Source organism: Pseudoalteromonas sp. J2K-J031 (assembly GCF_058197095.2).
Map to the genome: position 1 here is coordinate 1,494,975 of NZ_CM200279.1, position 13,752 is coordinate 1,508,726.

8 protein-coding genes are annotated in these 13,752 nt (G+C 38.7%); 7 read left to right on the forward strand and 1 reads right to left on the reverse strand.

All coding sequences use genetic code 11. The features are described from left to right. The first annotated feature begins 587 nt into the window (after positions 1 to 587). Together AC3KZC_RS07040 and AC3KZC_RS07045 are read left to right on the forward strand one after the other, a co-directional pair. Complete coding sequence (locus AC3KZC_RS07040; RefSeq protein WP_490576768.1) at positions 588 to 3,257, forward strand: TonB-dependent receptor; 2,670 nt, start codon at positions 588 to 590, stop codon at positions 3,255 to 3,257. 69 nt (positions 3,258 to 3,326) lie between these two features. Further along, a complete protein-coding gene (locus tag AC3KZC_RS07045; protein WP_490576769.1) occupies positions 3,327 to 4,877 on the forward strand; it encodes a tryptophan halogenase family protein in 1,551 nt (516 codons plus the stop codon). A 41-nt stretch (positions 4,878 to 4,918) separates the two neighbouring features. On the opposite strand, the gene AC3KZC_RS07050 is transcribed toward AC3KZC_RS07045, so the two are convergent. Beyond that, on the reverse strand, positions 4,919 to 5,626 hold the full coding sequence (locus tag AC3KZC_RS07050; protein WP_490576770.1) for a SapC family protein: 708 nt from the start codon (positions 5,624 to 5,626) through the stop codon (positions 4,919 to 4,921). A gap of 178 nt (positions 5,627 to 5,804) precedes the next feature. On the opposite strand from AC3KZC_RS07050, the gene AC3KZC_RS07055 reads away from it, so the two are divergent. From AC3KZC_RS07055 to AC3KZC_RS07075, 5 genes are all read left to right on the forward strand, one after another. Then, positions 5,805 to 6,800: a cupin-like domain-containing protein gene (locus AC3KZC_RS07055; protein WP_490576771.1), complete on the forward strand. Its 996-nt coding sequence runs from the start codon at positions 5,805 to 5,807 to the stop codon at positions 6,798 to 6,800. A gap of 260 nt (positions 6,801 to 7,060) precedes the next feature. Then, positions 7,061 to 9,610, forward strand: coding sequence for a TonB-dependent receptor (locus AC3KZC_RS07060; RefSeq protein ID WP_490576772.1), 2,550 nt, complete (start codon positions 7,061 to 7,063; stop codon positions 9,608 to 9,610). A gap of 107 nt (positions 9,611 to 9,717) precedes the next feature. After that, positions 9,718 to 11,280, forward strand: a complete 1,563-nt coding sequence (locus AC3KZC_RS07065) for a tryptophan halogenase family protein (RefSeq protein WP_490576773.1) — start codon at positions 9,718 to 9,720, stop codon at positions 11,278 to 11,280. 9 nt (positions 11,281 to 11,289) lie between these two features. Further along, positions 11,290 to 12,834 carry a tryptophan halogenase family protein gene (locus AC3KZC_RS07070; protein ID WP_490576774.1) on the forward strand — a complete coding sequence of 515 codons (1,545 nt, stop codon included), beginning with the start codon at positions 11,290 to 11,292 and terminating at the stop codon, positions 12,832 to 12,834. A 107-nt stretch (positions 12,835 to 12,941) separates the two neighbouring features. Beyond that, positions 12,942 to 13,658: a SapC family protein gene (locus AC3KZC_RS07075; RefSeq protein WP_490576775.1), complete on the forward strand. Its 717-nt coding sequence runs from the start codon at positions 12,942 to 12,944 to the stop codon at positions 13,656 to 13,658. The last annotated feature ends 94 nt before the right edge of the window (positions 13,659 to 13,752 follow it).

Here is a 13,752-nt window from a genome sequence, read left to right on the forward strand (position 1 = left end):
TAGAATACACAAATGACAGCGCTGTCATTTGTGTATTCTAACACTCCTTAGCTCTCAATTCCTGCCCGAATTGTGTGTTGCATAAAAATACAGCTAATATGTGTCCCTTTGAATCCAACAGCAACGTCATTTTATGCAGCGTCTGTGATAAAAATGACTTTATGGGCCTTGGTATGCTTGAGGCCTTTAATTCTTTCATCTGGTCGCTCCAGTTTGCAATTATCAAAATGTATTTATAACTTGTTGTTTTAAAAGTTTATTATTAGTGAACTTTACCTTGTTCATATTTCATTACATTTTTATGTCCTCGTTTCTTATCGCTAACATCTTTACATCCTCATACATCGGTAGGTACTATTACCTTCAGCAAAGGAGCGAAATGCTCTTTGCGGGCTTTTTTGTGTTTATTTTGTTAATTTAAAGTTTGTTTAATTTTAAATTAAGCAGAAAAACTGTACAAATTACACAAGAAAAATGTAGCGAAGTTGTAATTTTGCGTGTATGGTTTGTTACTAGATGACAGCGTTGTCATCATCACTGGGCAGAAGTGATTTAAAAACCAACAAAATTGATTCAAGGGGAATCCTGTGTTAGCTAAAAATTTTAAAAAAAGCTTACTAGCAGTTAACATCGGTCTAGTTATGACCGCTGGCTTTACTGGTACTGTTTACGCTGCTGAAGAAACTCAAGTTAAAGAAGATGTTGAAGTTATTGAAGTACGTGGTATTCGTCGTTCACTAGAGGCATCACTGAATACTAAACGTTTTGCTGATGGCGTTGTTGACGCGATTACAGCAGAAGACATTGGTAAGTTTCCGGATAAAAACGTTGCAGATTCATTATCACGTATCACTGGTGTAGGTGTTAGCCGTGAGTTCGGTGAAGGTGAGAAAATCACTATCCGTGGTTCAGATCCATCAGTTAACCGTTCATTATTAAATGGACAAAACGTAGGTACTGCTGACTGGTTCATCCTTGATAATCCATCACGTAGTTTTAACTACACATTATTACCATCATCTTTAGTTGGCTCTTTAGAAGTTCACAAATCTCCAACAGCTAAAATTGATGAAGGTTCAATCGGTGGTACGGTTATTATGCGTACTCGCCAACCTTTAGACTTAGATGCCAACACGGTTAATATTGGTGTTCAAGCTCAGTATTCAGATGCATCTGGTGAAACAGATCCTCAAGTGGATGCACTTTATTCTTGGAAAAATGATGATGAGAACTTAGGTTTCTTAATTTCATTAACTAAGCAAGACAGACAAGTTCGTCGTGAAGGTTTAGAAGTATTAGGTTGGCAAGAGCGTAAAGATGCTCAAGGCAATAGCTTTATGGCTCCAAAGGATATTGGTAACCCAATTTTCCGTCAAGACCGTGAGCGTGAAACTCTTTTTGCAAGTTTACAATATGCACCATCTGATAAATTAGAATTAACACTTAACGTTTTAGAGTCAAAAATGGACTCTGATAATGTTAACTCTAACTTCCTTATCCGTCCTCAGAATGATGGTTTTGGTGAGTTTTCAAACGTACAAATCGTTGACGGAAATATGGTCGGCGGAACGGTTGCGACTGATGGCGCCTATGAGTGGGATATCATCAACCGTGAATCAAGCACAAAAACTTCAACATATGATTTACAAGTAAATTATGATGGTGATGATTTCAAACTTGATTTCCAAATCGGTGTTACCGATGCAAAAGGTGGTACATATAAAGAAACATCTTGGGCATATGGTCCAGCGGCTAAACCTGGCTATTCATTCGACCTAACTGGCAAACCAACTGTTAATACTCAAGCAGATCTTACAAATGGTGCTGAGTTTACACCAGGTTGGGTTTGGGGTGGTGCTAAACCAACAACTGATAAAGAAAACTATGCTCAAATTGACTTAGAGCTTCCAGTTGAGTTTGGTCCATTCACAACCGTTGAAACTGGTCTTAAATACCGTGATCATGACCGTACTCAAGGTCGTCATGCGTATAGCTGGCATGGTCCACAAACTGCAACTGATCCAGCATACGCTAACTATTTAGCTCAAATGTTTGGTAATTGCCCTAACTTAGGCTCATGTGGTTTCACTTCAGGTAGCGAGTCTGTTGCTGATGCGGTTGTTGGTGGTAACGTTGTTAACCAATTAATTCCAAATACGCAGGCATTCCGTGATTTAGCGTTTGCTGGCGATGTGTATGCTATTCATGATAACCTAGCTGAAATTTGGGAAATCAATGAGAAAATCGTTGCAGGTTATGTACAAGGTAATTTCTCAGGCGAAGCTTTCCGCGGTAACATTGGTGTTCGTGTTGTTCAAACTAAGCAAGATTCAGCTTCATGGTCATTCTCTGGCGACAGCTGGGGTTTAAATACAATTAACCGTGAATGGTTAACACCAGCAATCATGGATTGGGTTGCAGAATCAAACGATTACACTGAAATCCTACCTAGCTTCAATATCGCATTTGATGCAGCAGACGATAAAATTATTCGTTTCTCATCTGCACGCGTTATGGCTCGTTCAAACTTCTCTGACCTTGCGCCAGTAGAAAGTGTAGGTGATTTAAATGCAGCGGCACCAATTGGTACAGCTGGTAACCCAGAACTTAAACCACAAATCGCTGATCAATTTGATGTAACGTATGAGTGGTATTTCAATGATTCATCACTATTATCTGCAGCTTATTTCTACAAAGATATCCAAAGCTACAGAACAAGTGATACTTATCAAAAAGATTTCTTCAACCAATCTACAGAACAATGGAGAACAGTAACTCTGACTCAACCTGTTAATGGGTTAGGTGGTTCTACAGATGGTTTTGAAGTATCTTACCAACAAGATTTTGGTGGTTACGGTGTAGTTGCTAACTATACATATACCAATGCTACAAGCGATCAAAAGAAAGAAGTAGGTCGTTCAGGTTCTGGATTAGTGCAAGGTGCATCACGTCACATGGCTAATTTAACTGGTTACTACGAGAACGATTCAGGCTTTGGTGCTCGCTTAATGTATAACTACAGAAGTTCATGGTTCAAGGGTGTGGGCTGGACTGGTGATGAAGTGTATAACACAGCATACGGTCAGCTAGATTTCAGTTCTTCGTATGACGTTTCTGAAAACATCTCTGTAGTATTTGAAGCTGTTAACTTAACAAATGAAAAAGTTGAAGAGTACAGTAATGGTGACCCAGCTCGTATCATGTCAATCTACGAGAATGGCCGTCGTTATGTATTAGGCGCAAACTTCCGCTTCTAATCTTTAACGTTCGTTAGTTGTTTAAAGCCAAGCTTAATGCTTGGCTTTTTTTTATAGAGGTGTTTTTAGATGACTAAAAAAATAAGTAACATTGTTGTCGTTGGCGGAGGCACCGCAGGGTGGTTGAGCGCTACTATTTTAGCTGCAAAGTTAGATATAAAAACAAATCAGCATATTAAAATCACATTAGTCGAATCACCTACAATCCCGACAATCGGAGTAGGGGAAGGAACTGTGCCTACAATGAGGGAGACATTAAAGCTGATAGGGATTAGTGAAACTGACTTTGTTCAGCACTGTGATGTTACCTTCAAACAAGCGATTAACTTTATTAATTGGCGAGTTAACCCAATTGATTCAGCTGCAGATTATTATTTTCATCCGTTTACGTATCCAAAATCTGCAGGCGCAGATCTTTCAACTGACTGGTGTAATTCACAGATGTCATATTCATTTGTTGATACCGTTTCAGTCCAAGGATTGTTATGCCAGCAAAATAAAGCACCTAAAAAAATTACCACTCCCGAATACCAAGGTGCCGTCGATTATGCTTACCATTTAAATGCTACAAAATTTGCAGCATTACTCCACCGACATGGGGTTGATAAATTAGGTATTAACTATTTACAAGCTGATGTTGTTAATGCAACCGTTGCAAGTGATGGAGCAATAAGTGCATTAGTATTTGAAGACAAAAGCACATTAGAAGCCGATTTTTTTATTGATTGTTCAGGTTTTAGTGCTGTGCTATTAAATCAGGCGTTAAATGTTGGGTTTATTGATAAAAGTGATGTTCTATTCGTCGATAAAGCGATTGCTGTACAAGTACCTTATGCTTCTAGCAGCCAAACGATCCCATCTTATACATTAGCAACGGCTCAAAAATACGGCTGGATTTGGGATATCGGCTTAACAGAGCGCCGCGGTGTAGGGTATGTCTATTCTTCAAAATACACCAACGATGAAGCGGCACTAAGTTGTTTGAAAGATTATTTAGGGGGAGAGGTATCCGAGCTCAATTTCAGAACTATTGAGATGAAGGTAGGTTATAGGGAAAAGTTTTGGCATAAAAACTGTGTGGCTTTTGGTCTATCAGCTGGCTTTGTTGAGCCTTTAGAAGCGACTGCGCTGTTGCTCATTGAAGCGTCAGCAAAATTATTAGCTGATTTATTTCCGTATACCGAGCAGCAATTACTGGCGAGTGAAAAACAATTTAATGAAACCGTCCGCTATAGCTGGGATCGCGTAATTGACTTTATTAAATTGCATTATTATCTATCTGATAGAGACGATACTGAATTTTGGACTGATAATCAAAAATTTGAAGCTTTACCTTTGTCATTACAAGACAAACTAAATCGTTGGCAACACAGGGCACCCTCAATCCATGATTTTCCATCTCGCTATGAAGTATTTGGTTTGGATAACTATCAATATATTTTATTTGGCATGGATTTTAAGTCGCAGTTGCCGACCATGAGTGTCAACAAAGATTCCCAACACACATTAAACAGGCTTCAAGAGTATAATTTCTTGGAATTTGAAAAATTAAACGCAGCGCTTCCGTCACATCGCGTGTTAATCGATAAAATAAAGCAGTATGGTTTGTCTAAATTATAGCCTCTGGATAGAGGCTACTAAATTAATAACTTAAATTTTAATTAACGATTAAACTTCAAGTTAATTAAATTGTTTACTTGGCTAATTGATATTAGTTGTGCATAAATTGCCGCAAAGTAGCCTGTTTTATGTAATTCAACAATGACACTTTCATTTAAATTATTTAATTGGTTTTGATTAATAGCATATAACCCATCTATATTTAACGTTTCATTATTGGGTTTGTTAATTGTTAAAGTATATGGGCTAATTAAATCAAGTTCATTTAATTTATTAATAAACTGTGTTGTTTTAAAATCATCTTCTACAATTTTTTTAAGTAAATTATTGATATAAATTAAGAAATCACTTTCGCTCTTATCTTCGTTATAAAGTGCTAAGCCTTCTGTTTCATTGACTCTTTCTGAACTTTCATCAATAAAAATACTATAAGTATTTTGTTCGGTATTGCTGCGGCCAATTGCAAACGGGTATCTTAAAATATTGTTAGGTACAAAATGTGTTAACCATTTACCATCACGGTAAAATAAATTTTCACCGGCTTCTAAACCGAATAATGCGATAAGTTTAAATAAGCCAGTATCTTGATCTTTAATAAAAAAAACTGGGTAGCTAGTGGCTGAATTTGCTAATTCATTCGCCGAAATAGGGCTCATGTTTTGGTTTTTAACTTGATTGAAATCTTGGCTTTGCTTTATTTTAATTAAGTTGTGGCGTACTTTATCTAACGCAATTAAATGAGAAGTCATGTTTTATCCTTGATTATTCTTATGCATTTATTATATAGAGTTATGATAAAATTATCACCGAGGAAATCAAGTGAATGATCTTATTGAGCTGTAAAAGTGCATGTTTTTTATTGGTGTTCATTTAAACGTTTTATAGTGTAATTTAAATTTTGGTTAAGGTTGCTCTGGGGTTATATCAATGAAAATAAATAAAGAGATGTTTGATAAGGACGTTTTAAAAAATAAAAAACCAGTATTACTTAAAGGGCAACTCGAACATTGGCCATTAGTTATTAATGCCAAGCAATCCCATCAGCATTTTCTCGCTTTGATTAAGACTTATGATATTGGTGAAGTGGTCGATTGTGTGATTCAAGACCCAATTCATAAAGGACGGATTTTTTATAATTCATCGATGACAGGTTTCAACTTTGAGCATAAAAAAATAAAACTGACTGATGCATTAGTGAAGCTGTCTCAGTGGCATGGCACACAAACAAGCCCGTCATTGGCAATTCAAAGTGCACCTATCTTACACACCCTGCCTAAAATGCTTGAAGAGCATACTATCGATTTAATCGACCCTGATGTGATCCCACGAATTTGGCTGGGGACCGATGCAATTGTGCCTGCACATTACGACAATGCTGAAAATTTAGCATGCGTTGTTAGTGGTAAACGACGTTTTACGTTATTCCCTCCTGAGCAAATCGAAAATTTATACATTGGGCCGATTGATTTTGCTCCTACTGGTGCGGCAATCAGCCTAGTTGATTTTAACCAGCCTGACTTTGATCGATTCCCAAAATTTAAAGAAGCCTTAAGTCATGCTCAAGTTTTTGAGTTGGAACCAGGCGACGTTTTGTATATTCCTTCGATGTGGTGGCATCATGTTGAATCTTATGGCCAATTAAATACTTTAGTAAATTATTGGTGGGGAGGAACTGTTGGTTTAAACGATAACCCTCATGGGCCTTACGATACATTGTTACATGGTTTGTTAACAATTAAATCACTCCCTAAAGAAGAGAAAAAAGCGTGGCAGGCTTTATTTAATTTTTATTTATTTGAGGATAATGACGTATTTGAGCATATACCTGAACAGGTAAAAGGTATTTTAGGTCAGCTGTCACCACAGAAAAGAGCGCAACTGGCAAATTGGCTCATCCAGCAATTAAAGCATGAATTAAAATAACGATTATTAACATATTGAATCAATTTAAAATTATTTGATTTTACAAGTCAGAGAGTGATCTAAATATACGCTCGATTATTAGAGCTGAGCTGTTGCAAACTGACTTTTTTACAAACCCCCTGCGAATTTTTGAACAAAAAATAACAAATTAAGTAGAATTTATGTTAATAAAGGTGTAGTTTTTGTTAACTGATGACAGCGATGTCATTCGTTGTTACTCAAAAATACTAAAACCAACAAATTGATTCAAGGGGAATCCTGTGTTAGCAAATAAATTTAAAAAAAGCTTACTCGCAGTTAATATCGGTCTAATCATGACCGCTGGTATGACTGGAACCGTCTACGCTGCTGAAGAAACTAAAGTACAAGAAGATGTAGAAGTCATTGAAGTACGTGGCATTCGCCGCTCTTTAGAAGCCGCATTAAATACTAAACGATTTGCTAACGCAGTTGTTGACTCAATTTCTGCTGAAGATATCGGCAAAATGCCAGATAAAAATATTGCCGAATCACTGCAACGTATTCCTGGTGTGTCAATTACTCGTAACTTTGCGGGTGAGGGTGGTTCAGTATCAATTCGTGGTACAAACCCTGAACTTACTGCGGTATCGCTCAATGGCAACTACGTTGCTTCAACAGGTTGGTTCTCGCAACAAGCGATGTCTCGTTCTTTTGATATGGATTTAATGCCAGCAGAGATGGTTGCAGGCGTTGATGTGTATAAATCACCAACGGCTAAACTCGATGAGGGCGGCGTAGGTGGTACAGTGGTAATGCGAACCCGTAAACCACTTGAATTAGATGCCATGACTATTTTTGGTTCATTAGAAATGCAACAAAACAGTATTGCCGATGACAATGGTTTTGGTGGGACAGGTTTAGTGAGCTGGAAAAATGATGACGCGACATGGGGTGTTTTAGGTTCACTTTCTACTCTTGAAACCGTTGGCCGTGCGCACAAAGCTGAAAACTATATGGATGATGGTTGGGCGGGTGCGGGTATTGCTGAATTTAACCAAACACGTAAACGTGATGCACTTAACTTTGTTTTACAATATGCGCCGACAGATTCGCTCGACATGTCTTTCAATTATTTTGGTGTTGATTTAGATGCAGGTAACTCAAATCAAAACTACTTAATTATTGCCGGTACTGATGTCGCTGCTTTTAACAATACAGTAGCGGGTGCAACTGAATTTGGCCCACTTGGATTTGCATTAAATGGTACACGTACAGGTGGTCCATTTGATGATCAAAATACCCGTAATGCTGAAGTAGACACTAAAGTATATTCGTATGAAGTGAACTACATTGCTGACAGTTATACAGCGAAATTTATTTTAGGTAAAACCGAAGCATCAGGTGGTGATGGCGGTAACTATAACATTGGTTGGACCTCAACAAACCCAAATCAAACAATCGCGTTTGATATGACTCGTCCAAACGATATGTTACTTAAACCAAATAATACTGATGCAGGTAATCATGCTGAATACGTAATGAATACCCCTGCGGTAACAGAAGGTGTGCGTTCAGACGAAGAAACATTTGCACAGATTGACCTTGATTTTGCAGTTGAAATTGGTTCAATTACTAATATTAAAACTGGCCTTAAAATACGTGACCACGAGTTTTTAAGCTATTCAAATGCATGGAGCTTTGCTAACGGCATTAATTTAGGCGCTAATGGTCAGCAATTAACAAAAGCTGATTTTGCTGACGGCCATTTTGATCACTCAGGTGTGGGTTTAGTGTCTGGTTCACCAACTAATATTGCACGTACAGATGGTGAAGCACTTCGTAACCACATCGATAGTTTCAAAAATGGTTCAACACTGAATAAAGATGGCTGGGGTAAAGTGTCAGAAGAGATCACTGCAACGTATGTGCAAGGTGATTATTCAGGTGACGGCTTTCGCGGTAACGTAGGGGTGCGTTATGTGCAAACTGATACAACCTCAACGTATTATGATTTCGTTACACTTGGTTTTAAAACCACTGAAAAACGTGATTATGCCGATTGGTTGCCAAGCTTTAACTTAGCGTTAGATCTTGATGATACGCTTATTTTACGTATGTCTGCTGCTAAAGTAATGAGCCGTCCTAACTATACGTTTATGAATCCAGCTTCAAGCTATAATACGACCACACAAACGTATACACGTGGCTCTGTTGATCTTGATCCGTATCGTGCAAATCAAGCCGACATCGGTATTGAATGGTACTTCAATGATTCATCGCTTATTTCAGCAACCTTATTTAGCAAAGACATTAAATCGTTCATCATTCAAGGTGGCAATGTATCGCAAATTGTTGTTGACGGTCAGACTCGTTTTGTTAGTGCACCAGCACAAGGGCTAGGCGGACAAATTGAAGGCCTAGAATTCCAATATCAACAATCGTTTGGTGAGTTTGGCGTATTAGCTAACTTAACGTATGCCGATGGTTATGGTTTACAAAATTCAAATGGCCAAATCATCAAAGCAGGCTTACCTGGTTTATCTAAATTAACCATGAACTTAACTGGTTATTACGAAACAGACTTATATTCAGTGCGTGTTGCATATAATCACCGTGATGATTATTTAGCTGAAAGTACCGGTATTGGTGGTACTACGCTTTGGGATGCACATGGTTTTGTTGATTTATCGGCAACATGGCATATTACTGATCAGCTAGATTTAAGCCTTGAAATGACAAACTTGCTTGAAGAAACCACAACACAACGTTTGGATGGCGCTTATAACGAAATGCGTTTAGCCGCTGATAACGGCCGAAATACGTATTTGAAACTGTCATATCGTTTCTAAGTTGCAGCGAATTCATAAAGGAAGGCTTATGCCTTCCTTTGTTTTTATGTATTTATCACAGTGATTTAAGGTAAATTATTGTGATAAGTACATAGTCTGAGGTTGTTATGTCACATCAAGTAAATCAAGTTGTTATTATCGGTGGTGGGACAGCAGGTTGGCTCACCGCTGCTGTTTTATCTAGTCAGCTAAACAGTACAAATAAAGACGCGGTACAAGTGACACTGGTTGAATCACCGGATATTCCTATTTTAGGCGTGGGTGAAGGCACTTGGCCAAACCTTCGTGCAACGCTCAAACAGATTGGCGTCAGCGAAGCAGAGTTTATGAAAGAGTGTGATGCAACGTTTAAGCAAGGTGCTCTGTTTTGTAATTGGATGAAGCCAGTTAATCAGCAAACTCATCAGTATTATCATCCGCTTAACACTGTATTTCATTCATCGTATGAATTTAGTCTTGCACCATATTGGTTGTTAGGGCACAGCGAACGCGCTCGCTATGACCATGCAGTTGCAACACAAAGCTTAGTGTGTGAGGCTGGCCTTGGACCAAAAGAAAAAACCACGCCTGAATACCAAGCAGTTCAAGAATATTCCTATCATTTAAATGCCAATAAATTCGCGAGTTTTTTAACCAAGCACTGCACTGAAAAGCTAGGTGTTAAGCATATAAAAGCCAATGTATTAAAAGCGCATTGTGATGCTGATGAGTACGTCATTTCAATTAGTACTGACAGTGAGCAATACCCTGATATTCGCGGTGATTTATTTGTGGATTGCAGTGGTACAACACCGATTTTATTTGAACAAACTTATGGTATTGCGTGGGTTGATATTAGTGATGTGATACTCAACGATACTGCAATTGCCATGCAAGTGCCTTATGCTGATCCTGAGCGCGATATCGCCTCACATACCATTATGACCGCGCAAGATAACGGCTGGATTTGGGACATTGGTTTGTACAACCGCCGTGGAGTTGGTCATGTGTTTAGTAGCAAACACACCGATGTTAAGACTGCAGAAAAGCAATTGCGTGATTATATAGGTGAAGAGGCCGAAGGTTTAGTTGCTAGAGTCATCCCTTTGAAATTAGGCTACCGAGAAAAGTTTTGGCATAAAAACTGTGTTGCCATTGGTATGTCGGCTGGCTTTGTCGAGCCGCTTGAGGCATCGGCTATTTATCTTTACGATGCGGCAGCCAAAATGTTGGCTGACCAATTTCCAAGAACCCGTAACTCAATGGCGTATGTAGAAGATAAATTTAACCGTTCCTTTACTATGCGAATGATCAGAACCATAGATTTTATAAAGTTACACTACTGCGTATCAGATCGTGACGATAGCGCATATTGGCGCGATAACTGTTCAAATAAAACGATTCCAGCAGCATTGCAGCAACGTTTATTGCATTGGAAAGAGCACCCACCAACGAAATATGATTTTGATTATGCATGGGAGCCGTTTAACTTAGACAGCTACCTATATGTGCTGTATGGCATGAAATATCAAACAACGCTGCTGCATAATAAAGATAGCTTTATTTACGCCGAAAAAGCCAAAGCCAAATTTCAAGACGTGCAACGCATGGCAGACCAGCTTGTCACACATTTGCCTAAGCACCGAGATTTACTAAAAAAAGTCTATCAGTTTGGTTTTACAAAGATTTAAGGTATCTACATGAGTTATTCAAATAATGTCATTATCGTAGGCGGAGGCACAGCAGGGTGGCTAAGCGCGGCTAAATTAGCCAAAGAATTAGGCGCCAATCAACCCAATGGTGTGCAAGTGACCTTGCTTGAGTCTTCGGATATTCCGACCATTGGCGTGGGTGAAGGCACTTGGCCGACCATGCGTAAAACTCTAGCAAGTATCGGGATTGATGAAGCTGAGTTTATAAAAGAAACCGATGCTTCGTTTAAACAAGCGACCAAGTTTGTCAATTGGAAATCAGACCCAATTAGTACCAATAACGCCTATTATCATTTGTTTAGCTCCATCAGCGACAGTGCGCAGTTTAACTTAGCGCCTTATTGGTTGTTAGGCGACAAACAGACTTCTTATGCCCAAGCGGTCAGTGCGCAAGATATTTTATGCGATCAAGGACTAGCACCAAAGCTGATTACCAATAAGCCCTACGAGGGAATTCAAAATTACGCTTATCATCTCGATGCAGGTAAATTTGCGACGTTACTTAAACGCTATTGTATTGAAAATTTGGGTGTGAAACACCTTATTGGAAATGTAATCGACGTTAATACTGATGATGAGGGCGCGATAGCTTCGCTGGTAACCGATACACAAGGCATTTTACTTGCCGATTTATATGTTGATTGCACCGGATTTAAAAGTTTATTGCTGGGTGAGGCGCTAGGGGTAAAGTTTAATTCGATTGCTGATACCTTACTGGTTGATAATGCCATCGCAATTCAAATGCCTTATGAAAGTGATGACGATAATATTGCCAGCGCAACAATCTCAACTGCGCAAAATGCTGGCTGGATTTGGGATATCGGACTGCAATCTCGTCGTGGCACAGGGCATGTTTATAGCTCGCAGTTTATCAGTCATGATGAGGCTGAACATACTTTACGTGAGTATTTGGGGCCAAAATCTCAAGACTTAGCTGCTAAACATATCAAAATGAATTGTGGTTATCGTGAAAAGTTTTGGCATAAAAACTGTGTTGCAATTGGCTTATCTGCAGCGTTTGTAGAACCTTTAGAGGCATCCGCTATTTTTCTAATTGAAGCGTCAGCCAATATGGTTGCAGAGCTCTTTCCACGCAATAAACAGCTTATGAATTCAAGTGCACAAACTTTTAATGACTCGTTTGGTTATCGTTGGCGTAAAACCATAGATTTTATAAAGTTACATTACGTCCTTTCGAATCGAAACAGTGCATTTTGGCAGGCCAATCAAGACCCAAGTACGATTCCGGCATCGTTATCGCACACTTTAGAGCAGTGGCAACATCGGCCGATCAGTAAATATGATTTTGCTAATGTGTTTGAGCCTTTTCCACAAGACAGTTATCAATATGTATTGTATGGCATGGGGTATCACCCTGACTTGAGTATGAGCCAAAGTAGCTATAACAGTGGCAACATAGCCGATAATTTATTCGGTCAAGTGGGTGACATGCGGTCAAACTTTGCCAAACACTTAACCACAAATCGCGCGCTACTCAATAAAGTGAAAAAATATGGATTCCAAAAGTTATAAAGTGGTTATTTAGGAAATTGATACTTCCAATTTACGCGCAAAACCAGTAGCCTTGGGCTTAACAGTAAGTTGAATGTATAAAAACAATATTTTTTTGGAGCAGTAGAATGACGGATTCTAATATTCAGCCGTTACACAACGTAACACATGCCAACACAAAAATTAAAAATGGCATCAACATCGAATTCATGAAAAACCAACACTTAGTACCGATTGTTGCACACGAGTTTTCTCGCGTTGCGAATGAGTACCCAATTGTGTTTGTTAAAAATGCAGAAACAGGTGAGTTTCAACCTGTTGCAATGCTAGGTTTAGAGCCAGGCGAAAACTTATTCATTAATGAAGACCGCTGGACAGGTCTGTATGTACCACATGCATTAGTACGTTACCCATTAGCGCTAGTTGCAAGCCCTGAAGACAAACAACGTTTAATCGTTGCGGTTGTACAATCGAGCAACTTAGTAAGCCAAGATGACGGCCGTGCGCTGTTTGATGAGAAAGGCGAAGAAACAGAATATTTAAAGCGTCGTAAAGAGTCTTTAATTTCTTACCTTGAGTTTTCTCAAGTAACAGCTGCGTTTTCTAAATATTTAGCCGATAAAGAATTATTATCAGCTCAAACACTCACAATTGAAATTGATGGCGAAAAACGCGACATCAATGGTATTTACTTAGTTGATGAGAAAAAATTAAACGAGCTAGCAGACGAAGATTTCTTAGATTTACGCAAACGCGGTTTCTTAGGCCCAATCTTTTCATCATTAACATCAATGCACCAAGTTAACCGTCTAGCACGCGTTAAAGCAGAGAAAAACCCAAAGTAAGGGTTTACTTAGGGTGAGCGTTCGCCTCAAAGCGGATCATTTTCTCTCGCCCTATTGATGTTTAGTATGATAAAAATCCGATGAATTTAATTCA

What these genes read in the sequence shown, in the direction of transcription:
- AC3KZC_RS07050 (WP_490576770.1), bottom strand. Translation starts at nt 5,626, where the DNA reads ATGACTTCTCATTTAATTGCGTTAGATAAAGTACGCCACAACTTAATT.
- AC3KZC_RS07045 (WP_490576769.1), top strand. Translation starts at nt 3,327, where the DNA reads ATGACTAAAAAAATAAGTAACATTGTTGTCGTTGGCGGAGGCACCGCA.
- AC3KZC_RS07065 (WP_490576773.1), top strand. Translation starts at nt 9,718, where the DNA reads ATGTCACATCAAGTAAATCAAGTTGTTATTATCGGTGGTGGGACAGCA.
- AC3KZC_RS07070 (WP_490576774.1), top strand. Translation starts at nt 11,290, where the DNA reads ATGAGTTATTCAAATAATGTCATTATCGTAGGCGGAGGCACAGCAGGG.
- AC3KZC_RS07055 (WP_490576771.1), top strand. Translation starts at nt 5,805, where the DNA reads ATGAAAATAAATAAAGAGATGTTTGATAAGGACGTTTTAAAAAATAAA.
- AC3KZC_RS07075 (WP_490576775.1), top strand. Translation starts at nt 12,942, where the DNA reads ATGACGGATTCTAATATTCAGCCGTTACACAACGTAACACATGCCAAC.